A 23,016-nucleotide genomic window follows, 5' to 3' on the forward strand; every position below is an offset into this window, starting at 1 on the left:
CTCCGCTTATTCCTTCAGGCTTTCGGGCCGGGCGCGATGAAGCGTCCTTGCAAAGCGCGCCCTGAACCCGCATCCCTGCGGGTTCTCCCGGCCTTACGGAAACACGTCGGCAATTTTCAGCCGGACCAGCCACACCTGACCATCTGTATTTTTATTTGAATATATCTGAACAGCAAAACAGATTTTACTGGAAGTCAGAGCGTTGAAGCGATGACCCATGTCCGGCTGAAAATCGATGAGGCGTTGACGGCTGACCGGGTCTGTCCGCAGGGATGCGGGCAGAGGGGACGGCCTGCAGGGATGCAGGCTCGGCCCCGACCCGACAGGCAGACGGCATAAGACGAATGACAAAATTGCCGGGAGCAATTTTGAACAGCGCTTGCGCTGGCCCCGTAAGGGGTGAGTCCCAGGGATGGGACGAATAATCGCGCAGCGACGATTTTCCCGCCGGGAGCCTGGGTTGCAAGGGAGGCGGCGGTGAGCCTCCCTTGCACGTTCACGGGTAACGGCGTTTCAGAGAAATGACACCGCTGAGGTGAACGGAACCCTGAGCAAGAATCACATGTTCACCATAAATGCTTAGCTGAATGGCATTGCCCAAAAGGGGACCAGTGTAAATCACGCGAAACGCTCGTCGCGCCCGTGGGGTTCGTTGAGATCCTGCCACGGACCGATAGAAATAATACCCGTCGGGTTAATGGTCTTGTGACTGCGGAAATAGTGAGTGCGGATGTGATCGAAATTGACGGTGTCCGCAATGCCTGGTATCTGGTAGATATCACGCAGAAAACCGTACAGATTCAGATAGTCACTGATCCGATGCTTGTCGCATTTGAAGTGGGTGACATACACCGGATCAAAACGTACCAGCGTAGTCCATAGGCGAATGTCAGCCTCTGTTAACTGGTCGCCAGTCAGGTAGCGATGCTGACCGAGAATCTGTTCCAGCCGCGCCAGTGATTCAAAGACTTTTTCGACTGCGCTGTCATACGCTTCCTGGCTGGTAGCAAAACCAGCTTTATAAACGCCATTATTGACGTTGTCATAAATCCAACTGTTCAGATCGTCAATTTTGCTTTGCAGGGCTGGTGGATAGTAATCCCCGGCTTTTGCGCCCAGCGCATCAAACGCGGTGTTAAACATGCGGATAATTTCTGCCGATTCGTTGCTGACGATGGTGTGATTTTTTTTATCCCACAGCACCGGAACCGTTACCCGGCCGCTGTAGTGCGGATCGGCGTGTAAATACAGTTGATAGAGAAACTCGTGCTGATAAAGCGTATCACCTGTTGCTGCCGGAAAGTTGTTATCAAACGTCCAGCCGTTTTCCAGCATCAGCGGATTCACTACGGAAACGGAAATGAAGGGTTCCAGACCTTTGAGTTTACGCATAATCAGCGTGCGATGCGCCCACGGGCAGGCCAGAGAAACATACAGATGATAGCGGTCTTTTTCGGCGGCAAAACCACCTTCGCCAGTTGGGCCAGGCGTGCCATCCGCGGTGAGCCAGCTACGGAAAGCCGATGCAGAACGTTGAAATTTACCACCGGTTGATTTGGTATCGTACCAGGTGTCATGCCAGACGCCGTCAATCAGTTGTCCCATTATCTCTCTCCCGGAATGCAAAACGAGGAGTTAATCCCCTCGTCTTTTAATAAGTATATACCCTAAATAATTCGAGTTGCAGGAAGGCGGCAAGGGAAGAAACGCCCAGGAGCATAGATAACTATGTGACTGGGGTTTCTGAGTGAAGCCAACACACCTGCAACTTGAAGAATGACGGGTATAGTTTGATTACCACTTTTTATTCAGTACACGGTCGATACTGAATGCGCCTGGACCCGTGATGGCCAGCAGCAGGAAACCGCCTGCGATGGTCAGGTTTTTCATGAACATCAGAGAGTTCATCCCTTCCGCAAAGTTGCTGTGGAAGATGAACGCGGTCAGCAGGGTGAAGCCTGCGGTGAACAGCGCGGTAGTACGGGTCAGGAAACCAAACAGGATTGCCAGGCCGCCGCCGAACTCAAGCAGAATAACCAGCGGCAACATAAAACCAGGGACGCCCATGGCTTCCATATACTGTTGGGTACCCGCATATCCGGTGATCTTTCCCCAACCTGCAGTAATAAACAGGATTGGCATCAGAATGCGCGCTACCAGTACACCAACATCTTCTAATTTTTTCATCGTACTCTCCAGGAAACCACTCAGGCGGATTGTTTTGTCTTTTGTGCATCAACGCTGCAGAGCGCGTCGTTGCTGTCGATGGAGAGAATCATAGACGTGCTGAATGACAATTGTTAGCAAGGAAAACTGTCAGTAATTTTCAAAAAATTTGAGGAACCCGCAAAATAGGGGATACGGCAGGGGTTAACCGCGCAATTGTTGCTGTCTGATTGTCGATTTAATCAGACGCCATGCGCTCCAGACGCTAAAGCCGCGTTTAGCCCAGCGAACCAGCAGATTAGGATTACGAATGGTCCGTACAGCCATAATACTGCTGCCGACCAGCACCCAGGCGCGCAGGTTCAGCAGCGTTTTCCAGCCACGATCGTATACGTCTGTAACCTCCAGCCAGTCGCGGCGGGTGGCAGACAGATCCAGCCGTTGCTGCTGGATCTGACCAAGCAGTTGTGCCTTACGTTTTTGGCGCTCGACTTTACTGCTCATTAGACATCATCCTCCAGGGCCTGCCTGTCATTAGCAAGTTCGTGGCGTGTATGGCGTAAGAGTGTTGATTTACGGGCTTTACGTAATGTCCATATCCCGCCAACGAGCGCCAAAAGCAACAGCACAACGGTGGTGGCAATCATCGCGTTCAGGCGGTACTGAGGGTCAATGGCCCAGATGATAAGCACCATCAGGCTCATCAGCCCAAATGCCGCAAAGAGCATAGTCAGTCCCAGCATCAGCACGATCTGGACAAGGTTAGCTTTTTCCTCTTCCAGCTCAACGACGGCCAGCCGTAATCGGGTCTCTACGATCTCAACGAGAATCGTGAGGATCCGTTGTCCAATCCCCAGGACGCTTTTGCCCGGACCTTGTGCGTGTTGAGAGTCAGCCATTGTTAGCGGCGCGACAGCAGTACACCAAGCACCACACCGACCGCAGCGCCAATACCAACGCCTGTCCATGGGTTTTCGCGCACATAGTTATCGGCTTTGGCGGCAGCTTCACGGGTTTGCTTAGCAATCACATCGCTGGTCTCGCTCAGGCGATGGCGGCTCTCGCGCAGCGCATGTTCAGCTTTGCTGCGAATTTTACTCATCTCTTCCTTCGACTTATCGCCAGAGGAGCTCAGTACTTCTTCGAGCGTATCCGCAAGGGATTTCAGCTCAGCGCGCAGATTTTCCGTAGCGTTATCTTTCGACATAGTTTTCTCCAGGTGAGTGGGTAGTTACCGTACTTAGTAATCGCGGGTCTCAAGTTCCTTCAGCTCTTTTTGAGCCTCTGCAAGCTTACGTTCGCGTTTTGCGATTTTATCCGCATCGCCTTTTTGCTTCGCTTCGGCTAAATCACGCTGACGTTCGGCTATCTCATTTTTCTGCTCTGCGATTTTTTTCTGGTGATTCGCGCGCAGTTTGCTGTCAGTACAGTTTGCCCGAACTTCACTAAGCGCTTTGTTCAACCCATTGATGCGGCTCTGATTGTTGTGCTTTTCGGCATAACTAATTTCCCGCTGAATATCTTGTTCTTTTTCCTGACAGAGGGAGTTAGCGTAGCTGCCGGCACTGAGAGCGAAAAGACTAATTGCCAAAGCGATGCGGTATTTCATTCTTGAACCTTCCATTGTGATTCGACCCGGTGCTTTGGGTCGATGCTCCAGAATAATAAAGCTGTAGGTCATAACTTCAGTTTATTAATCATAGGCACTAAACGGTGAAATCACCAAAGTGAGTGATCTAATTCAGATTCCTGGAGATTAACCAAAGCGGTGCGGTGTATCCCGTAAACGAGATAACCACTGCACTGCCTGATTGTCATCATCCTGTTGAGCAATAACGAAGCCGTGTGGCAACGTTCTGTCCAGTACAGCTTTTGCGGCTGCGCTTTGCGCGCTGGAATCAAAGGTGATCAGCAGCGCGTCATTTTGCGGAGTAATACTTTTAAAACGAATGCCGTTGGCATCCAGATGATGCCAGATAGAGAAGCCGTCTGGCATGCTGGCACCCTGGTTTATGGCGCGAATGGCAAGCGTCGATTCCTGTTGGCGAATGACCGACCAGGTCAGGATTAACGCGCCCAAAAACAGCATAAAGGAGGTGGTCCAGGCCAGTCGTCGGAGCGTTATGCGTGATTTCAGCATAATTTACCCTCGGTTCCCGTATTTCTTTTTCCAGAGTACAACCAGTGAACCGGCCAGGCCAACCACCAGTAATACGACAGGCAGCAGCATCAGGCAGGACATGAGCTGATCTTCGTACTTTAGAAAAACAGGTGTTTTGCCCAGTAGATAGCCCAGCGTGGTCAGAATCAGTACCCACAATAGCCCGCTCATCCAGTTGAAGAACTGAAAACGCGCATTATTCAGGCCTGACAGCCCGGCAATGGTCGGCAGTAATGTTCTGACGAACGCAATGAAGCGACCGACCAACAGCGCGGATAAGCCATGTTTGTGGAAAAGATGATGCGCGCGTTGGTGATAATGAGCCGGAAGATGAGAAAGCCAGTTCTGCACGGTGCGGGTATTACCCAGCCATCGGCCCTGAATATAGCTGAGCCAACAACCGAGGCTGGCTGCGGTGGTGAGTAGCAGTACCGTTTGCGGAAAACCCATTGCGCCTTTGGCAATAAGTACGCCGACCAGTACCAGCAAACTGTCGCCAGGTAAAAAGGCCGCTGGTAGCAACCCATTTTCCAGAAACAAAATTGTAAACAGTACAAAATACAGCATACCAATCATGGAAGGATTGGCCAGAGTTTCAAAATCCTGAGCCCATAAAGCATTCAGTAATTGAGTCAGTAGTTCCATTCAGTATTCCTGGAGAATCGGTTATGGTCACGCCGTTGTTCTTGAGTTTGTAATGCCGCGATTTTATTGGTGTTTTTTGCATGGATCGCGGTCTGCACAAATTCACGGCCTGAACTGTTCCCTGTTAAGTTGTGAAGTAAGCAAGCACTAACACATAAAAAATTCAAAACGCTTTTAATTGTAACAAAGGTCAACGTAGTCCGTTATATAAATTACGGTGGTTGAACTCTGATTTTGCTTATCGCAATGGAGTGAGGCGAGAGGATTTACACAGGCTGACACTTTATACCTAATGCTTACCGAGTGTCAGAAACAGGCGCTATTACCGCGCCTGTGAAAGTCAGAACGTTTATTTTGTGCTGTTTGCAGCTGTATCCAGATGAACTACCGGATTTTCTGTGAAAAGGTAACGATCCGCGTTGAACTCGAAATCATCGCTGGTTTCGTTAAACAGCATCTGTTTCGTGTTCTCAAGGTGCTGCCACATCGCCAGTTTGGCTGCATGCGGATCTTTGCGAATTAATGCCCGCAGGATCTGGTCATGGTCATCACACCAGTTGTCTACCGTGCGCAGATCAATGTGATCATGCAATTTCTTCCAGTAGGGGTTATGAACGCGCTGAGTCCACATTTTTTCAACAATGGCGGCCAGAGCTGAGTTTTGCGTCGCGAGCGCGACCTGAACATGGAACTGCAGGTCCCATTCGGAGTCACGAAAACTCTTTTCGTTGCGCGACTTCTCCTGGATTTCCATCAGTTTCATGATGTCCTGCTTGGTCACCTGAGTGGCGGCAAACTCGGCGATGTTGCTCTCAATAAGTTGACGCGCTTGCAGCAATTCAAAAGGACCGTAGCTGGCGAATTCCAGACCTTCGTCGGGAGCAACATAATGTTTGGGTTGGTTAGAGATGACGTGGATACCCGATCCTTTACGCACCTCAACGTAGCCTTCAACCTCGAGCATGATAATTGCTTCACGAACCACGGTACGGCTGACGTTCTTTTCATCGGCAATAAAGCGCTCGGCGGGAAGTTTATCGCCCACCAGATAGACGCCTTGCTCGATGCGTTCTTTTAGATCGGCAGCAAGTTGTTGGTACAAACGTCGTGGTTCAGTGATTTCCATATGCACTCCAGGCATGATACGGCAGACTATATTTGTTATACCACTTTTGCGATGGCGGCTCTACTCGCACCGACAAAAAAGCCGCCAGTCAACTGGCGGCTCTGCATTATATACCTATGACGACTCGCGTCAGGTTAATTTTGCGTAGCGGGAGAGCCGGTTTGCGGGCCCGAATCAATCTCGCTTGCCGACTTGTTCTGCAGTACCGTCCAGATGACTAACGCACCGAGCAGGTCGAATACTGCCAGTACGGCGAACAGTGGGCTAAAGCCGATGGTGTCAGCCAGGGCACCAACGACCAGGGCAAACAGGGTACTCGCCAGCCAGGCTGACATACCCGTCAGGCCATTAGCGGTCGCAACTTCATTGCGGCCAAATACGTCAGAAGAGAGCGTAATCAGCGCGCCAGACAGTGCCTGGTGAGCAAAACCACCGACGCACAGCAGGGCGATAGCAATATACGGGCTGGTGAACAGACCAATCATCCCTGGGCCAATCATCAGCAGTGCGCCCATGGTGACGACCATTTTACGGGACACGATCAGGTTTACGCCGAACCAACGCTGGAACAGTGGCGGTAAGTAACCCCCGATGATACAGCCGAGGTCAGCGAACAGCATTGGCATCCACGCGAACATCGCAATCTCTTTCAGGTTAAAGCCGTAGACTTTAAACATAAACAGCGGGATCCAGGCGTTGAATGTACCCCAGGCTGGCTCTGCCAGAAAACGTGGCAGCGCGATACCCCAGAACTGGCGGTTACGCAGGATCTGGCCAAGCGACATTTTCTTCGCTGTGCTGTTTTTGTGCTGTGATTCCTGGCCGTTAAGGATGTAATCACGCTCTTCGTCAGACAGTTTTTTCTGGTCGCGCGGGTGTTTATAGAAAACAAGCCAGGACATCGCCCAGATAAAGCTCAGAGCACCAGAAATAATGAACGCCATCTGCCAGCTGTGCATGACGATAGCCCACACGACCAGCGGCGGAGCGATCATCGCACCAATAGAAGAACCAACGTTAAAGTAACCTACAGCAATGGAACGCTCTTTTGCCGGGAACCATTCAGAACTGGCTTTCAGACCCGCAGGGATCATCGCGGCTTCTGCGGCACCGACTGCGCCTCGTGCCAGTGCCAGTCCACCCCAGCTACCAGCCAGCGCCGTGGCACCACAGAAGACGGCCCACAGAACGGCGAACATCGCGTAGCCTACTTTGGTGCCGAGCACATCCAGCACGTAGCCAGCAACGGGTTGCATTACGGTGTAAGCAGCAGAATACGCTGCGATGATATAGGAATACTGTTGAGTGGAGATGTGTAACTCTTCCATCAGAGTTGGCGCAGCTGCCGCCACAGTGTTACGTGTCAGGTAACCCAGCACGGTGCCAAGCGTCACCAGTGCGATCATGTACCAACGTAACCCTTTAATTTTACGCATGTAAAACCTCATCGTTTTGTTATGTCCGCTAACGAGCGGTCATCTTCCAGTCCAGGGCGGAGGATGTTCTTTTACGAAGGGCGTGACCGAAAAAAAACCGGCACTGCCCCGAACTTTGCCATGTCAATGATTGTGCTAATTCGGTTTCCGTACCGGTCAATCCGATGGTGGACCATCGGTAATTTGCATTCCGTCGGCTTATGTATCGCGACGGCAAAAAGATAACTTGTCATACAGCTTTAAAAGGTGAGTGCCATCACAAAAGTGTGAATCTTCGTGTGGTCATTAATTCGATTCAGCAAAGCCAGTGCTGGCGCGGCTTGCCGTGAGTTTTACCTCTTTGAGAGTAATTTTTTTGTCATCATTTGTTGATCTAACTCACGAAAATATCTTCAGTGTATGGAAATTGGTGTGATAACTTTGACAACATCAAAACATAAGCAATCTGACGCACTCGCTGAGAGGAAGACGATAATGACCCCGTTTATGACTGAAGATTTCCTGCTGGATACCGAATTTGCCCGCCGTCTGTATCATGATTACGCCAAAGACCAGCCTATCTTCGATTACCACTGCCATTTGCCGCCGCAACAAATCGCTGATAACTACCGTTTTAATAACCTGTATGACATCTGGCTGAAGGGTGATCACTACAAGTGGCGCGCCATGCGCACTAACGGTGTCGCTGAACGCTTGTGTACCGGTGATGCGTCCGATCGCGAGAAGTTTGACGCCTGGGCTGCGACGGTCCCGCACACCATCGGTAACCCGCTCTACCACTGGACGCATCTTGAACTGCGTCGCCCATTTGGTATTACAGGTAAGCTGTTGTCTCCTGCGACTGCCGATGGAATCTGGAATCAGTGCAACGAATTGCTGGCGCAGGATCAGTTTTCCGCGCGTGGAATCATGCAGCAGATGAATGTAAAAATGGTCGGCACCACTGATGATCCGATCGATTCTCTGGAGCATCACGCTGCGGTCGCGAAAGACAGCACCTTTGCTATCAAAGTGCTGCCAAGCTGGCGCCCGGATAAAGCTTTCAACATTGAACTGGCGACCTTTACCGATTACATGGCGAAGCTGGGCGAAGTTTCTGACACCGAGATCCGCCGCTTTACCGACCTGCAAACCGCGCTAACTAAACGTCTTGATCACTTTGCTGCACACGGCTGTAAAGTCTCCGACCATGCGCTGGATGTGGTGTTGTTTGCTGAATCTAACGAAGCTGAACTGGATAACATCCTGGCGCGTCGTCTGGCGGGTGAAACCCTGAGCGAGCATGAAGTTGCCCAGTTCAAAACTGCCGTACTGGTGTTCCTTGGCGCTGAATACGCACGTCGCGAATGGGTGCAGCAGTACCACATTGGCGCATTGCGTAATAACAACCTGCGTCAGTTCAAACTGCTGGGCGCGGATGTCGGTTTCGATTCCATTAACGACCGTCCGATGGCTGAAGAACTGTCCAAACTGCTAAGCAAGCAGAATGAACAGAACCTGCTGCCGAAAACCATCCTGTACTGCCTGAACCCGCGCGATAACGAAGTGCTGGGCACCATGATCGGTAACTTCCAGGGTGAAGGCATGCCGGGCAAAATGCAGTTCGGTTCCGGCTGGTGGTTTAACGACCAGAAAGATGGGATGGAACGTCAGATGACACAACTGGCACAGCTCGGTCTGCTGAGTCGTTTTGTGGGTATGCTGACCGATAGTCGCAGCTTCCTGTCGTACACGCGCCATGAATATTTCCGTCGCATCCTGTGCCAGATGATTGGCCGTTGGGTTGCCGCGGGTGAAGCACCTGCAGATATTCAACTGCTGGGTGAAATGGTCAGAAATATTTGCTTCAACAATGCGCGTGATTACTTCGCCATTGAACTGAACTAAGGCCCGGGGTTGGTATGCAATACATCAAGATCCACACGCTGGATAACGTCGCGGTAGCGCTCGCTGATTTGGCTGAAGGAACCGAAGTCACCGTTGATGGACAGGCGATTACCCTGCGCCAGGCGGTAACACGTGGCCATAAATTTGCTTTACGCGATATTGCGCAAGGCGAAAACGTCGTTAAATATGGTTTGCCAATTGGCCATACGCTGGTTGATGTCGCTGCGGGTGAGCACATTCATGCTCACAACACGCGCACGAATCTGAGCGATCTGGACACGTATAGCTACCAACCGGATTTTCAGGCGGAAGTTGCTCAGGCAGTCGATCGCGACGTGCAGATTTATCGCCGCGCGAACGGTGATGTTGGGGTACGTAACGAGTTGTGGATACTGCCGACCGTCGGCTGCGTCAATGCGATGGCGCGTCAGATGCAAACCCGTTTCCTGAAAGAGACCCACGACGCCGAAGGTATCGATGGTGTTCATCTCTTCAGCCACACCTACGGCTGTTCGCAACTGGGTGACGACCACATCAACACCCGCACCATGCTGCAAAATATGGTGCGTCACCCGAATGCGGGGGCGGTGCTGGTGGTTGGCCTCGGTTGTGAAAACAACCAGGTTGATGCTTTTCGCGAAACGTTAGGTGAGTATGATCCAGAACGCGTTCACTTTATGGTCTGCCAGCACCAGGAAGATGAAGTGGAAGCGGGGATCGAGCATCTCCACCAGCTGTACAGCGTGATGCGTAACGATAAGCGTGAGCCGGGTAAACTCGGCGAGCTGAAGTTTGGTCTGGAATGTGGCGGATCTGACGGCTTGTCTGGGATCACCGCTAACCCGATGCTGGGGCGTTTCTCTGACTACGTGATCGCGAACGGCGGGACTACCGTACTGACTGAAGTCCCGGAGATGTTCGGTGCCGAGCAGCTATTAATGGACCACTGCCGCGATGAAGAAACCTTCGGTAAGCTGGTGACCATGGTCAATGACTTCAAGCAATACTTCATTGCTCACGACCAGCCGATCTACGAGAATCCATCGCCGGGGAACAAAGCGGGTGGCATCACCACGCTGGAAGATAAATCGCTGGGATGCACACAGAAAGCGGGTTCCAGCAAAGTTGTCGATGTACTGCGCTACGGCGAACGCCTGAAAACGCCAGGTCTGAATCTGTTAAGTGCTCCGGGCAATGACGCCGTTGCGACCAGTGCGCTGGCGGGGGCCGGCTGTCATATGGTGTTGTTCAGTACCGGGCGTGGTACGCCGTACGGCGGTTTCGTACCGACGGTGAAAATTGCCACCAACAGCGAGCTGGCCGCGAAGAAAAAGCATTGGATCGATTTTGATGCCGGGCAGCTAATCCACGGTAAAGCGATGCCGCAACTGCTGAATGAGTTTGTCGATACCATCGTTGAGTTTGCCAACGGCAAACAGACCTGTAACGAACGCAATGATTTCCGGGAACTGGCTATTTTCAAAAGTGGCGTAACGTTGTAGTCATTGTACAGGCCTACGGATCGCGTAGGCCTGATAAGCGTAGCGCCATCAGGCATAAACCGTTGCCGGATGGTGGCGTAAACGCCTTATCCGGCCTACGAAATGGAGTTGGAGTTGCTGCATGACCGCGTATTGGCTGGCCCAGGGCGTTGGTGTCATCGCCTTTCTGATCGGGATTACCACTTTTTTTAATCGTGACGAGCGCCGGTTCCGGCTACAGCTCGCCGTCTATAGCGCCACCATTGGCGTACACTTCTTTCTGATGGGGGCCTGGCCCGCGGGAATGAGCGCTGAGCTTAATACCGTACGTACCCTGGTCTCAATGCATACCCGCAAGCTGTGGGTCATGACGGTTTTTATTGTCCTCACGCTGGTTCTTGGCTTGGCAAAATTGCAGCATGCGATGGAGCTACTGCCTATTATCGGCACGCTTGCCAGTACCTGGGCACTATTTCGCTGCAAAGGGTTAACCGTGCGCTGTGTGATGTGGTGCGCAACCGCCTGCTGGGTTATCCATAATTTTTGGTTAGGGTCGATTGGCGGGACGATGATCGAAGGTAGCTTTCTGGTGATGAACGGCCTGAACATTATTCGCTTCCGGCGCATGCAAAAACGCGGCATTGATCCCTTCAAAATTGAAAAAAGCGTACAAGAAGAGAACCCCTCCGCCCGATGACGGAGGGGCTGTGATTAGCCGCGCAGGGCGTTATTTGCCAGACGCTCGTCTTCTGCCTGGCAGGCTGCAGCGGTAAACAGGACGTCTGTCGAAGAGTTCAGCGCCGTTTCACAGGAATCCTGCAATACGCCGATGATAAAGCCAACGGCGACCACCTGCATGGCGATGTCATTCGGGATACCGAACATGTTGCACGCCAGTGGGATCAGCAGCAGAGACCCCCCCGCGACGCCCGATGCGCCGCAAGCACACAGCGAAGCCACCACGCTCAGCAACAGCGCCGTCGGTAAATCGACTGGAATACCCAGCGTATTCACCGCCGCCAGCGTCAGAACCGTGATGGTAATCGCCGCGCCTGCCATATTGATGGTGGCGCCCAGCGGGATAGAGACAGAGTAGGTGTCACGGTCCAGATTCAGCTTCTCGCACAGTGCCATATTCACCGGAATATTGGCTGCAGAGCTGCGGGTAAAGAAGGCGTACACGCCGCTTTCGCGCAGGCATGCCAATACCAGTGGGTACGGGTTACGGCGAATTTTCCAGAACACCAGCAGCGGGTTGACCACCAACGCAACCAGCAGCATACAGCCAACCAGTACGGCCAGCAGTTGGGCGTAGCCCCAGAGGGTGGCAAAACCAGTGGTTGCCAGTGTGGAAGAGACCAGGCCGAAGATACCTATCGGTGCAAAGCGGATAACCAGTCTCACCATAAACGTGACGGCATCGGACATATCATTGACCAGATTCTTGGTCGTCTCATTACCATGGCGTAGCGCAAAGCCAAGGCCGACTGCCCATACCAGAATACCGATATAGTTAGCATTCAGCAGCGCATCAATGGGGTTAGCGACCATGCTCATCAGCAGGCTGCGCATCACCTCAATAATACCGGATGGCGGCACGATATCGCTGGCGCTGCTGGAAAGATGCAGCGTCGAGGGGAAGGCAAAGCTGAACACCACGGCGGCTAATGCTGCTGAAAATGTTCCCAGCAGGTAAAGGAACAGAATAGGGCGGATATTGGTTTTTTGCCCGTGCTGGTGGTTGGCGATAGAGGCCATTACCAGCATCAGCACGAGGATTGGGGCGACGGCTTTTAATGCGCCGACGAACAGTGTCCCCAGCAGGCCGACGGCTTCTGCCGCAGGTTTTGAAACCAGTGCCAGCAGAATCCCCAGTACCAAACCGACCAAAATTTGTTTAACCAGGCTCCCTTGCGCCAAACGCGAGATCAGCCCCGATGAACGTAGCGTAGTCATGTAGTCATCCTTTGATTGTGTTGTTGTTCACCCGTTGTGCGTTCTCATGACGCATCTTTCTGGATGTAACAAAGTGTTTGCATGGCTGAGTATAAGGAAAGATGCCGGTTCGGGAAGATAAATATCCTGGTTTCCGCGCTCAGATCATGTTTTATAACTTTAAATTAACATTGTTTTGACATGTCCAGCAAAAAGCCCGACGCACGCAATGTGCGGTCGGGCTTTATCAACTAGCTAAGTAGAAGTTACTGTATTTGCTGCTTTTTATCGTGCTGGTGGTTGACCCACGCATTCACAACCAGCGTCACAAACAGAATACCGAAGACCACACCTAACGAGATAGCGATCGGGATATGGTAGAAATCGACGATCAGCATCTTGATACCGATAAACACCAGGATAATCGACAAACCATATTTCAGCATCGAGAAACGCTCCGCCACACCTGCCAACAGGAAGTACATCGCACGCAGACCCAGGATAGCGAACAGGTTAGAGGTCAGTACGATGAACGGGTCGGTGGTGACGGCAAAGATTGCCGGAATACTGTCGACGGCAAAAATCACATCGCTCAGTTCAACCAGGATCAATACCAGCATCAGCGGCGTTGCAAACAGCAGACCGTTTTTACGCACGAAGAATTTTTCGTCTTCAATGGTATCGGTCATACGTAAATGGCCGCGCAGCCAACGCACTAAGGGTTTGTCGCCAATACCGGAAGCGTCTTCTTTCGCCAGCGCCATCTTCACGCCGGTAAACAGCAGGAATGCGCCGAACACGTACAGCAGCCATTCGAACTGGGCGATAAGCCAACTGCCCGTGAAGATCATGATCGTACGTAATACAATCGCGCCCAGTACGCCATACACCAGTACCCGACGTTGCAGTGCCGCAGGTACGGAGAAGTAACTAAATAGCATCAACCAGACAAAGACGTTATCTACCGCCAGTGATTTCTCGATCAGATAGCCGGTCAGGAACGCCAGCGCCTGCGGGTCGGCAACGGCACGGCCCTGAGTCTCAGCCAGGTACCACCAAAATGCCGCGTTAAACACCAACGACAACGTTACCCAGACGATTGACCAGGCCGCGGCCTGCTTCATCGACATCGTATGTGCGCCACGACGGCCCTGTAGCAGCAGATCGATGGCCAGCATAATGACCACCACGACAGCGAAGCCACCCCATAACAACGGTGTGCCAACAGTATTCATTTTATTTCCCCATGCATAAAAAAACGGCCAACGCCGAATGACGTTAGCCGCTGCTTTTTATGCATAGACCTTGCCATTCGGCAAGGTCTCACTTACAACAACAAAGGAATACGACAGCGTATTCCTTTGTTATCGCCCGGTGACCGGATGTGGTTTTTCACACATCGTAATGACGATCAACCGACAACGAAGTTACTCCCCTTTGCGGGTTACAAAATATTACAGGCCATGCATTCAGTCAATGGCCTGCAACATTCGTTTTACACACTTTTACGCAGTCAGCGGTATCTCAGCATCATCTGCGGGGAAAATAACGCCGGTCTGGCGGCGAATCTCCGTTTGCAGTTTGGCGGTAATACGACTGACGTTCAGTGCCGGATGATCCACTTCGCCGGATTCAACCAGATGAGCAAAAGCCTCTGCCTCATAAAGCATAGTATTGATGTGCTGAGGCACCGTAAGATCCTGCGTTTTGCCACCGCGTGGAATAAAGCACACTTTCTGACACTCGGAAATCTTCTCGACAACCAGCGACCCTGATTCGCCCTGAATTTCGCTGGCCAGCACGGAATCACTGACTTTCGAGTGCTGCAACGTGACGCTAAAATCGCCGTAATTGAGTACGACCACGCCGTGGGCATCGACGCCGCTTTCCAGCAGGCTGGCACTTGCCTGAACGCTCAGTGGTTCACCCCAGAGCGCAACCGCAGCGGCCAGGCAGTAAAAGCCGATATCCATAATCGAACCGTTAGAAAACGCCGGATTAAACGTATTGGGATTTTCACCGTCCAGATAACGCTGATAACGTGAAGAATACTGGCAGTAATTGATCAGCGCTTTCCTGACTCGCCCAATTTTAGGTAGTGATTGCTGTAATAGCAGGAAATTAGGCAGGCTGGCGGTCTTAAACGCTTCAAACAGCACGACCTGATTTTCACGCGCGCAGGCGATAGCAGCTTCGGCTTGTGCCAGATTTGAGGCCAGCGGTTTCTCGCAAATGACATGCTTTTTGTGCTGTAGAAACAGCGTTGTCTGCGGGAAGTGCAGAGAGTTCGGGCTGGCAATGTAAACGGCATCAATTGCGTCGCTTTGCGCCATTGCCTCCAGCGAGGTAAACAGATGCTCGACGGGATAATCATTGGCGAAGGTCTGTGCCTGTTCAAGGCTACGGGAATACACTGCGGTTAACTTATATTTGCCGGTTTCATGGGCGGCATCCACAAACTGGCGGGTGATCCAGTTTGTGCCAATCACTGCGAAACGTATCATAAATGCCTTCAGGCTGCGAAAAGGGATCCTTGCGTCAATTTAGCATGCCCTGAAGACAAAGCCAGTGCGCGACTACGCAGTTTGCTTCAGCGATTGTTGCGTGAGCCACAGGCGGGTATCAAACTCCAACTGGTGGTACTGCGGCTCCATATGGCAGCACAACTGATAAAACGCTTTGTCGTGCTCTTTTTCTTTCAGATGTGCCAGTTCATGCACGACGATCATGCGTAAAAAAGGTTCAGGCGCAGAACGGAACACGGTAGCGACGCGGATCTCCGCTTTGGCTTTGAGTTTGCCACCCTGCACGCGGGAGACGGCAGTATGCAGCCCCAGCGCATTTTTCAGCACGTGTATCTTACTGTCATACATGACTTTATTCAGCGGCGGGGCGTTTCTCAGGAACTGATTTTTCAGATCCTGGGTATATTGCCAGAGCGCTTTGTCAGTTGCGAAGTCATGTGTACCGGGATAACGCTTTTCCAGCACCGCCCCCAGACGCTGTTCAGCAATCAGCGTACGAACCTGGGAAAGTAAATTCTCCGGGTAGCCCTGGAGGTAAGTTAGTTGGTTCATTCATGTCCCATCCACTTCATCCTTCAAGCTGCCTCTGTGTTGGCTGTGTTCGCGCACCCCAGTCACGTACTAAATGTACGCTCCCGGGGATTCACTCACTTGCCGCCTTGATGCAACTTGAATGATTTTGTGTATTCAAAATGTTGTATACTCACGCACCCTTTTCAGGGATACGCCGAAATTTTACCACTCAGGAGGGCCGATGAGCCACATAGACAACGGTTTCCGTTCGCTGTCACTTAAACGTTTCCCGGAAACGGATGACGTTAACCCGCTGCTGGCGTGGGAAGCTGCAGATGAATATCTGTTGCAACAGCTGGACGATACCGAGATTAGCGGCCCGGTGCTTCTCCTGAACGATACTTTCGGCGCGCTGGGCTGTGCACTGGCGGAACATACACCATACAGCATTGGCGACTCTTATTTAAGCGAGCTGGGGACGCGTGAAAACCTGCGCCATAACGATATCGCGGAATCCAGCGTCAAGTTTCTCGACAGCACCGCTGAATACCCGCAGGCACCAGGCATTGTGCTGATTAAAATTCCCAAAACGATGGCGCTGCTGGAACAACAGCTCCGTGCGTTGCGTCAGGTTGTCACGCCGCAAACGCGCATCATTGCGGGGGCGAAGGCGCGTGATATTCATACCTCAACGCTTGAGTTGTTTGAAAAGGTGCTAGGCCCAACCACTACCACGCTGGCGTGGAAAAAAGCCCGTCTGATTAACTGCACCTTCAGTAATCCAGAACTGGCTGATGCTTCGCAGACGCTGAGCTGGAAACTGGAAGGCACCGACTGGACTATCCATAACCATGCCAACGTTTTCTCCCGTACCGGGCTGGATATTGGCGCACGTTTCTTTATTGAGCACCTGCCGGAAAATCTGGAAGGGGAGATTGTCGATCTCGGTTGTGGCAACGGTGTGATTGGCCTGACTTTGCTGGAGAAGAACCCACAAGCGAGCGTGGTGTTTGTGGATGAATCACCGATGGCGGTGGCATCAAGCCGCCTGAACGTCGAAAGCAACATGCCTGAAGCGTTGGATCGCTGTGAATTTATGATCAACAACGCGCTGTCTGGCGTGGAGCCTTTCCGCTTTAACGCCGTGCTGTGTAACCCGCCGTTCCATCAGAAACATGCGCTAACCGATAACATCGCCTGGGAGATGTTCCACCACGCGCGTCGCTGCCTGAAAATCAACGGTGAACTGTACATCGTGGCCAACCGCCACCTCGACTACTTCCACAAGCTGAAGAAGATTTTCGGCAACTGCGAGACCATTGCCACCAACAATAAGTTTGTGGTGTTGAAAGCGGTGAAGTTGGGTCGTCGTCGTTAATCGCGTGTGCCGGATGCGGCTAACGCCTTATCCGGCCTACGAAAGACGTGACGTTAAATTTCCAGTGCCAGCCTTGTCCCTTGTGCAATAGCACGTCGGGCATCCAGCTCCATCGCCACATCACACCCCCCGATCAGATGTACTGTTTTACCCGCAGCATGCAGTGGATCAAGCAGCTCCCGACGTGGCTCCTGGCCGGCGCAAATCACCACGTGATCCACATTCAGGATCTGTAGCTCGCCGTTGATCATCACGTGTAACCCGTCATCATCGATCTTCTGATAGCTCACCGCCGGGATCATTTTTACGCCGCGTGAAAGCAGGGTGGTGCGGTGGATCCATCCCGTTGTTTTACCTAAACCTTGCCCTGGTTTGCTGGCTTTACGCTGCAACATCACTATCTGACGTGGGCTGCGGGGTAGATGCGGGCCTTCCGGACGTAAACCGCCGGGCTGCTGCAGGCTGGTGTCGATACCCCATTCCACGCAGAACTCGGCAATATTCTGGCTGGTGGGATCGCCGGGCTGGCTCAGATACATGGCGGTATCAAAACCGATCCCTCCGCAACCAACGATCGCCACGCGCTTTCCTACCGGCGTTTTATCACGCAGGACATCGAGATAGCTCAGTACTTTAGGGTGTTCAATACCGTCGATCGGCGGCATGCGCGGTTCGATCCCGCTGGCGAGGATCACTTCATCAAAGGCTTGCAGTTCGTGGGCGCTAACAAACTGATTGAGTTTCAGTGTGACACCCGTTACGTCGATCATCCGGCGGTAGTAGCGCAGTGTTTCATAGAATTCTTCTTTGCCGGGGATCTGCTTGGCGATATTAAACTGCCCGCCAATCTCACCATGCGCGTCAAACAGCGTCACGTGGTGACCACGTGCGGCGGCGTTAATGGCAAAAGCGAGACCTGCAGGACCCGCACCCACAACGGCCAGATTCTTCAGGTGAGTAGCTGTAACAATGGGCATTTTGGTTTCATGACAGGCGCGTGGGTTCACCAGGCAGGAGGTAACTTTTCCCACGAAAATCTGATCCAGGCAAGCCTGGTTGCAGCCGATACAGGTGTTGATCTCATCGGATCGTCCGGTTTGCGCTTTTGACAGCAGCTCAGCGTCGGCCAGGAACGGCCGGGCCATCGATACCATATCGGCATCGCCGCGTGCCAGAATGTCATCCGCAACGGTCGGATCGTTAATACGGTTAGTGGTGACCAGTGGGATCGTCACATGACCTTTCAGCTTGCGCGTTACCCAGCTAAACGCACCCCGGGGTACCGGTGTGGCGATGGTGGGGATACGCGCTTCATGCCAGCCGATGCCGGTGTTAATAATTGTGGCACCTGCGGCTTCGATAGCCTGTGCTAACTGGACGGTTTCGTCAAAAGTTCCGCCTTGCTCCACCAGGTCGAGCATCGACAGGCGGAAGATAATAATAAAGTCACTGCCGGCACGCTGGCGCACCGCCCGTACGACTTCCACGGCAAAACGCATGCGGTTGGCATAGTCACCGCCCCATTCATCATTACGCTGGTTGGTGCGCAGAGTCAGGAATTCGTTGATCAGATAGCCTTCCGAACCCATCACTTCCACGCCATCGTAACCTGCCTCCCGCGCCAGCTGTGCACAATGGGCGAAATCGTCAATCAGTTGCAGCACTTCATCGTGCGTCAATTCATGCGGCGTAAAGCGGTTAATAGGGGCCTGAATGGCGGAAGGCGCAACCAGATGCGGTTGATAGCTGTAGCGGCCGGTGTGCAGGATTTGCAGGGCGATTTTCCCGCCTTCATCGTGAACTGCATCGGTAATGATACGGTGGTGCGCCAACTGGCTGGTGTCGTTCAGCATCGCGCCGCCTTCCATACCCACGCCCGATAGCGCGGGTGCAATTCCTCCGGTCACAATCAGGGCTACGCCGTGACGAGCGCGTTCAGCATAGAACGCAGCCAGCCGTTCTGCACCATCGGGATACTCTTCCAGCCCGGTATGCATTGAACCCATTAACACGCGGTTTTTAAGCCGGGTGAAGCCTAAATCGAGCGGGGCGAACAGCGACGGATAGCTCATAAAGGTGTCCAGTATGTAAAATTATTGTTATGTGGTCGGATGAGTTACTAATTTAGCCGTCGCCGCGCAAAAGGGAAAAGGGGAATGTCGTGATTGTGATGGGATTCAAAAAAGGCGCGGGGCCAGAGAACGAATTTGCCGGATGTCGGTGCCAGCACCTTATCCGGCCTGTGAAAATGTGGTTTTGTCGGCCGGATAAGCGAAGCGTCATCCGGCAAAATACCACTGATTACTGTTTTTTAAGAAAATCGTTATACAGCATGTAGAGATGTGCGGCGCTCCAGGAGAAGTTAGGTGCTCCCTGCTGTGCGCCGGTCAACGGGTTGTAGTTTTCCTGAATTGGACCTTCTGCCGTCAGCCCTTTGGCATGCTGGAAGAAAGTATCGGCCAGTTTTAGCGCTTCATCGCGATAGCCATAACGTTCCATCCCTTTTAGCCCGAACCAGAACTGATCCACCCAGACGCGCCCGCGCCAGTATATGTCCGCGCCGAAGGCCGGATTGGTCAGTGCAGCGGTGCCAAGTGGGACATATGTGTTGAACTCTTTCGGATCGAGCATCACGCTAACTACCGCATCCGCGTGGGATTGTGTGGCCGCACCGTTAAACAGCGGCGACCAGCCTTCCGGTCCTTTACCACGCTCGACGATCGGTTTACCCGCGCAGCCGTTCGCCAGCGGTTGGTCCTCAATACGAACGTCATAATAGAATTTTGTTGCCGGGTCGAACATACAGGTATTGATGTAATCGGCCAGCTTCTTCGCTAACGCCTGATAGTGCTTCGCGTCTTCTGGTTTACCGAGGATCGTTGCCATCTCTGCCAGATAATGGTTATCACTGTACATGTAGCTGGTCTGATCGACAGACTCCTGAAGCAATGAGTAACCGACCAGATTGCCATTTTTATCCCGGTTTTCAGCAAAATTGACCGTCCAGTCACTGCGTTTACCCCCGTTGGCAATGTACTTATCCAGCTGATCTTTATCGATAAAACCAAATACGGCGGCATCATCACGTCCAGATTCCCAGCCAGCGGCTTCCTGTGCTGGGATCGTCAGGCTGTCATACTGGCCCTTACTGATGACAGTTGCGTAGTGACTCAACCCGGAGAGAGTTTCTTCCTTGTCGCCCTGTTTCACCGTGAAGAGCATTTCGCCGCTATCGGTGTTGTGAGCCTTATCCCGCGTGGCGCCGTACTCAGGGACACCGTTTCCATTGTGATCGCGGTTACGTAACCACCAGTCGTGGTACGCGACCAGTTTCGGGTACATCTCTTCGAGCCAGGCCTTATCTTTGGTGACGTTGTAAACTTCCATCACCGACCATGCCGCCAGGCTGGGCTTGGTGTTGCGCTCATTCCAGTTACCGCCGTCGCCGCCGCGTTCCGGGATCTTATTCCAGGTCACCAGGTCGAGGATCATACCGGCATCCTGCGGCCGTATGGGATCGTTGGGCTGTATTTGCCAGTCAAACAGGGCGCGAATGCTGTCTTTCGCAATTTCCGGATTGAAATGCACCATGGCATAGGCGATTTTCCAGCTGTCCCAGGCATAGGTCTGGTTACCGGAGAACCAACGAGCCGTGACGGAAGGTGTAACGGTGTTGTGTTTTACTGCGCCTTCCGGGACGCGCCAGTTGCCGGTTAAGGTTTCAATCGCTTTTACTGCGACGCGAGTTTGCTCGGCTGTCGCATCCGGATTGTTCAACCCTTTTTTGAGGTACTCTTCCCAGCGCTGCTGTGAGGCGAGCATGTAGGAAGTCGGGCGCGCCAGAATATCGCGGATTTGCGCCTGTTCTTTACTGACTTCCAGTGAAGTCAGCAGATGTGAATAGGTGGTATAGAACGTGGTTGAACCTTTGATATGCGCCTTGCTGGTGAAGCGATGACCGCTGACCTTCGTCTTCATCGGCAGCGATTTATGCACCTGATATTCTGACTCGCCAGAGGTAAGCAGATCCCAGGTCGAACGCACTTTGCCGAAGGTGACTTTCAGGCCATCGCGGGTGGCGACGATTTTGCGTTGATAATCCGGATACTCTTCATCGACGGTTTTGGTCGACGTCGGTTTCCCGTCTTTTGCCTCCACTTTTTCCAGCAGCTCGCCATCCCACACCAGATCCAGTGGAGTATCACTCGTTATCCTGGTTTCAAGCAGCGAGGTGTGTGAATCCGCAAAACGCAGGGTCATGTTAACTTCGATGCCGGGGGCCGTCAGTTTTTGTATCAGTGCGCCCGGAATGCTGTACGCCTGCATCGCGAAGGCCACTTTTTTACCGCTCTGGTACACCGTCAGGCGATCAAAGTTAGTCGCCATAAAATTGATGTACTCTTCGGTTAGCAGAGCGACGCCGGGGAAGCCCCCCATGGTATTTGGGCCGTCTGGCAGCAAGTGCCCATGCCATGAACCCAGATCGAAGAAAGGATTAAAGCGCTGATGGCTGTCGTTATTGGTATCACGCATATATTCAGGTGCGCCGTGGCGATCGATAACATCTTTAAAATCCGTGGCGGTTGCTGCATGCGCTGACATGCTAAATAGTAACGCGCAGGCTAGCGGGGTTAACGAATATATTTTTTTCATAATGACGAAGCTCCTTTTCACATTTAGCAAAATAAACAGAGAAATTAATGACCCCAGTAGTAATACTGCATCAGGAATATTTTGTTATCTGAATCGTCAGTACTGTTACCCAGGTTGAATCGGCTATCAAAAGCCGTGGCGAATTTACCGCCGCCATATTCGTACCAGATGCCAAATTGCGCATAGGATGTGGTTGTGTCGGGATCGTTATCCAGGTTGTGTTGCGCGTAGCTGTAGGCTGTAGAGAGATAAAAGCCTTTAAACGCCTCATACATGGCGCTGACCATTGCGCCGGTTTCCGTTCCCGGATTACCCAGCCCTTCACCACGTCCGGTATGGTGCCAGACACGTGCGCCGAAGTTCGGCGTAAGAATACCGGTGACAAAAAGCTGGCCGGTGCCATCGGTAATTTCTGTCCCGCCCATCCAGGTGACATCTTTCATAAAGTCATACTGGATATAGCCGTTTGCCATTGCAGGGTAGATATATTTATCGGAGTAGCGATCGTATTTACCAAAATGCAGCCACGCTTTATCTTCATCGGTATGACCAGCCGGTGTCGCGATGATGCTATAACGGAAATCACCGCTAAGGTTTTGTACTTTGACGGCCGTGGCGATATCGCGGGTATTGGGAAGTTCATAACCAAACTCTGGTGTGAAATCTGCCCAATATTGCAGATCGTCCAGGGAAGAGTCGTTATGCAGGCTCAGGATAATTTCGGTTTTATCATCGGTACGATAACCCCCCCAAAAGCGGTTTATCCCTCCTTCAAAACCACCCCAGCCATGATCGGGCACCCAGGCATTACCATCGTGGTCTGCCTGTACTGTCCACCCCTCACCGTATATAAGCCCGAACCAGTGGCCATATTGACCTTCCACGCCACCTTCAATATAAGTGCCGTCTTCGTATTTTCCTTTATAATCCCCCTCCAGCGCCGTATAACCTCCCACCCCCATCTCGCCATAAAAACGATATGAAGGCTCGGTATTCGTGATTTCTGGCGTTTTGGTGTCGTCATGTTCGGCCGGAATGCTTTCTGATGCGACAACCAGAGGTAAGTAACAACAAAAGGAAAGGGCGATCAGTGCCCTGGTAGTATTAATA

21 protein-coding genes are annotated in these 23,016 nt (G+C 52.3%); 4 read left to right on the top strand and 17 right to left on the bottom strand.

Annotated elements, in window-relative coordinates:
* Positions 1–618: 618 nt before the first annotated feature.
* The 10 genes from NNN64_RS16735 to exuT form a co-directional block, all read right to left on the bottom strand.
* A complete protein-coding gene (locus NNN64_RS16735; RefSeq protein WP_271442081.1) occupies positions 619–1,605 on the bottom strand; it encodes a glutathione S-transferase family protein in 987 nt (328 codons plus the stop codon).
* Between the two features lie 189 nt (positions 1,606–1,794).
* Entirely contained in the window at positions 1,795–2,187 is a 393-nt protein-coding gene (locus tag NNN64_RS16740; protein WP_137382498.1) for a DoxX family protein, read from the bottom strand.
* Positions 2,188–2,370: 183 nt separating this feature from the next.
* Positions 2,371–2,670: a YqjK-like family protein gene (locus NNN64_RS16745; RefSeq protein ID WP_271442082.1), complete on the bottom strand. Its 300-nt coding sequence runs from the start codon at positions 2,668–2,670 to the stop codon at positions 2,371–2,373.
* On the bottom strand, positions 2,670–3,065 hold the full coding sequence (locus NNN64_RS16750) for a phage holin family protein (RefSeq protein ID WP_271442083.1): 396 nt from the start codon (positions 3,063–3,065) through the stop codon (positions 2,670–2,672). Before NNN64_RS16750 ends, NNN64_RS16745 begins: the two co-directional genes overlap by 1 nt.
* 2 nt (positions 3,066–3,067) lie before the next feature.
* Positions 3,068–3,373: a DUF883 family protein gene (locus NNN64_RS16755; protein WP_003024832.1), complete on the bottom strand. Its 306-nt coding sequence runs from the start codon at positions 3,371–3,373 to the stop codon at positions 3,068–3,070.
* A gap of 33 nt (positions 3,374–3,406) precedes the next feature.
* Complete coding sequence (locus NNN64_RS16760) at positions 3,407–3,775, bottom strand: DUF1090 domain-containing protein (protein ID WP_271442084.1); 369 nt, start codon at positions 3,773–3,775, stop codon at positions 3,407–3,409.
* Positions 3,776–3,922: 147 nt separating this feature from the next.
* The gene (mzrA, locus tag NNN64_RS16765; RefSeq protein ID WP_137382502.1) at positions 3,923–4,306 is read right to left on the bottom strand and encodes an EnvZ/OmpR regulon moderator MzrA; all 384 of its coding nucleotides are present in this window, start codon (positions 4,304–4,306) and stop codon (positions 3,923–3,925) included.
* Between the two features lie 3 nt (positions 4,307–4,309).
* Entirely contained in the window at positions 4,310–4,972 is a 663-nt protein-coding gene (gene yqjA / locus NNN64_RS16770) for a DedA family general envelope maintenance protein YqjA (protein WP_005131462.1), read from the bottom strand.
* Between the two features lie 349 nt (positions 4,973–5,321).
* A complete protein-coding gene (gene exuR, locus NNN64_RS16775; RefSeq protein ID WP_005131459.1) occupies positions 5,322–6,098 on the bottom strand; it encodes a transcriptional regulator ExuR in 777 nt (258 codons plus the stop codon).
* 134 nt (positions 6,099–6,232) lie between these two features.
* Positions 6,233–7,534, bottom strand: coding sequence for a hexuronate transporter ExuT (exuT, locus tag NNN64_RS16780; protein WP_048213342.1), 1,302 nt, complete (start codon positions 7,532–7,534; stop codon positions 6,233–6,235).
* A 474-nt stretch (positions 7,535–8,008) separates the two neighbouring features.
* Here exuT and uxaC point away from each other — a divergent pair, with 474 nt between their 5' ends.
* The 3 genes from uxaC (at position 8,009) to NNN64_RS16795 (ending at position 11,599) form a co-directional block, all read left to right on the top strand.
* Positions 8,009–9,421, top strand: a complete 1,413-nt coding sequence (gene uxaC / locus NNN64_RS16785; RefSeq protein WP_271442085.1) for a glucuronate isomerase — start codon at positions 8,009–8,011, stop codon at positions 9,419–9,421.
* 14 nt (positions 9,422–9,435) lie between these two features.
* Positions 9,436–10,923, top strand: coding sequence for a UxaA family hydrolase (locus NNN64_RS16790; protein ID WP_271442086.1), 1,488 nt, complete (start codon positions 9,436–9,438; stop codon positions 10,921–10,923).
* A gap of 121 nt (positions 10,924–11,044) precedes the next feature.
* Positions 11,045–11,599, top strand: coding sequence for a YgjV family protein (locus NNN64_RS16795; RefSeq protein WP_271442087.1), 555 nt, complete (start codon positions 11,045–11,047; stop codon positions 11,597–11,599).
* A 14-nt stretch (positions 11,600–11,613) separates the two neighbouring features.
* On the opposite strand, the gene sstT is transcribed toward NNN64_RS16795, so the two are convergent.
* The 4 genes from sstT to NNN64_RS16815 all read right to left on the bottom strand — a co-directional run bounded on the left by sstT (position 11,614) and on the right by NNN64_RS16815 (position 15,914).
* Positions 11,614–12,858, bottom strand: coding sequence for a serine/threonine transporter SstT (gene sstT, locus NNN64_RS16800; RefSeq protein ID WP_271442088.1), 1,245 nt, complete (start codon positions 12,856–12,858; stop codon positions 11,614–11,616).
* Between the two features lie 245 nt (positions 12,859–13,103).
* On the bottom strand, positions 13,104–14,072 hold the full coding sequence (locus NNN64_RS16805) for a TerC family protein (protein ID WP_271442089.1): 969 nt from the start codon (positions 14,070–14,072) through the stop codon (positions 13,104–13,106).
* Positions 14,073–14,342: 270 nt separating this feature from the next.
* Positions 14,343–15,341, bottom strand: a complete 999-nt coding sequence (locus NNN64_RS16810) for a Gfo/Idh/MocA family protein (RefSeq protein ID WP_271442090.1) — start codon at positions 15,339–15,341, stop codon at positions 14,343–14,345.
* A gap of 72 nt (positions 15,342–15,413) precedes the next feature.
* Positions 15,414–15,914 (bottom strand): M48 metallopeptidase family protein, encoded by a 501-nt coding sequence (locus tag NNN64_RS16815; RefSeq protein ID WP_271442091.1) that lies wholly within the window; start codon positions 15,912–15,914, stop codon positions 15,414–15,416.
* Between the two features lie 202 nt (positions 15,915–16,116).
* Between NNN64_RS16815 and rlmG the strand changes: the two genes are divergently transcribed.
* On the top strand, positions 16,117–17,253 hold the full coding sequence (gene rlmG, locus NNN64_RS16820) for a 23S rRNA (guanine(1835)-N(2))-methyltransferase RlmG (protein WP_271442092.1): 1,137 nt from the start codon (positions 16,117–16,119) through the stop codon (positions 17,251–17,253).
* 53 nt (positions 17,254–17,306) lie between these two features.
* On the opposite strand, the gene NNN64_RS16825 is transcribed toward rlmG, so the two are convergent.
* The 3 genes from NNN64_RS16825 to ygjJ form a co-directional block, all read right to left on the bottom strand.
* Complete coding sequence (locus NNN64_RS16825) at positions 17,307–19,325, bottom strand: NADPH-dependent 2,4-dienoyl-CoA reductase (protein ID WP_271442093.1); 2,019 nt, start codon at positions 19,323–19,325, stop codon at positions 17,307–17,309.
* A gap of 229 nt (positions 19,326–19,554) precedes the next feature.
* A complete protein-coding gene (gene ygjK, locus NNN64_RS16830) occupies positions 19,555–21,906 on the bottom strand; it encodes an alpha-glucosidase (RefSeq protein ID WP_271442094.1) in 2,352 nt (783 codons plus the stop codon).
* Between the two features lie 44 nt (positions 21,907–21,950).
* Positions 21,951–23,015: a protein YgjJ gene (gene ygjJ / locus NNN64_RS16835; RefSeq protein ID WP_271442095.1), complete on the bottom strand. Its 1,065-nt coding sequence runs from the start codon at positions 23,013–23,015 to the stop codon at positions 21,951–21,953.
* Position 23,016: the final 1 nt, after the last annotated feature.

The sequence above is a fragment of the Citrobacter sp. Igbk 14 genome (assembly GCF_028069825.1).
Taxonomy (GTDB): domain Bacteria; phylum Pseudomonadota; class Gammaproteobacteria; order Enterobacterales; family Enterobacteriaceae; genus Citrobacter.

Bases quoted from the DNA above. Each gene is read 5' to 3' on its own strand.
- NNN64_RS16735 (WP_271442081.1), bottom strand. From the start codon at position 1,605: ATGGGACAACTGATTGACGGCGTCTGGCATGACACCTGGTACGATACC.
- NNN64_RS16740 (WP_137382498.1), bottom strand. From the start codon at position 2,187: ATGAAAAAATTAGAAGATGTTGGTGTACTGGTAGCGCGCATTCTGATG.
- NNN64_RS16745 (WP_271442082.1), bottom strand. From the start codon at position 2,670: ATGAGCAGTAAAGTCGAGCGCCAAAAACGTAAGGCACAACTGCTTGGT.
- NNN64_RS16750 (WP_271442083.1), bottom strand. From the start codon at position 3,065: ATGGCTGACTCTCAACACGCACAAGGTCCGGGCAAAAGCGTCCTGGGG.
- NNN64_RS16755 (WP_003024832.1), bottom strand. From the start codon at position 3,373: ATGTCGAAAGATAACGCTACGGAAAATCTGCGCGCTGAGCTGAAATCC.
- NNN64_RS16760 (WP_271442084.1), bottom strand. From the start codon at position 3,775: ATGAAATACCGCATCGCTTTGGCAATTAGTCTTTTCGCTCTCAGTGCC.
- mzrA (WP_137382502.1), bottom strand. From the start codon at position 4,306: ATGCTGAAATCACGCATAACGCTCCGACGACTGGCCTGGACCACCTCC.
- yqjA (WP_005131462.1), bottom strand. From the start codon at position 4,972: ATGGAACTACTGACTCAATTACTGAATGCTTTATGGGCTCAGGATTTT.
- exuR (WP_005131459.1), bottom strand. From the start codon at position 6,098: ATGGAAATCACTGAACCACGACGTTTGTACCAACAACTTGCTGCCGAT.
- exuT (WP_048213342.1), bottom strand. From the start codon at position 7,534: ATGCGTAAAATTAAAGGGTTACGTTGGTACATGATCGCACTGGTGACG.
- uxaC (WP_271442085.1), top strand. From the start codon at position 8,009: ATGACCCCGTTTATGACTGAAGATTTCCTGCTGGATACCGAATTTGCC.
- NNN64_RS16790 (WP_271442086.1), top strand. From the start codon at position 9,436: ATGCAATACATCAAGATCCACACGCTGGATAACGTCGCGGTAGCGCTC.
- NNN64_RS16795 (WP_271442087.1), top strand. From the start codon at position 11,045: ATGACCGCGTATTGGCTGGCCCAGGGCGTTGGTGTCATCGCCTTTCTG.
- sstT (WP_271442088.1), bottom strand. From the start codon at position 12,858: ATGACTACGCTACGTTCATCGGGGCTGATCTCGCGTTTGGCGCAAGGG.
- NNN64_RS16805 (WP_271442089.1), bottom strand. From the start codon at position 14,072: ATGAATACTGTTGGCACACCGTTGTTATGGGGTGGCTTCGCTGTCGTG.
- NNN64_RS16810 (WP_271442090.1), bottom strand. From the start codon at position 15,341: ATGATACGTTTCGCAGTGATTGGCACAAACTGGATCACCCGCCAGTTT.
- NNN64_RS16815 (WP_271442091.1), bottom strand. From the start codon at position 15,914: ATGAACCAACTAACTTACCTCCAGGGCTACCCGGAGAATTTACTTTCC.
- rlmG (WP_271442092.1), top strand. From the start codon at position 16,117: ATGAGCCACATAGACAACGGTTTCCGTTCGCTGTCACTTAAACGTTTC.
- NNN64_RS16825 (WP_271442093.1), bottom strand. From the start codon at position 19,325: ATGAGCTATCCGTCGCTGTTCGCCCCGCTCGATTTAGGCTTCACCCGG.
- ygjK (WP_271442094.1), bottom strand. From the start codon at position 21,906: ATGAAAAAAATATATTCGTTAACCCCGCTAGCCTGCGCGTTACTATTT.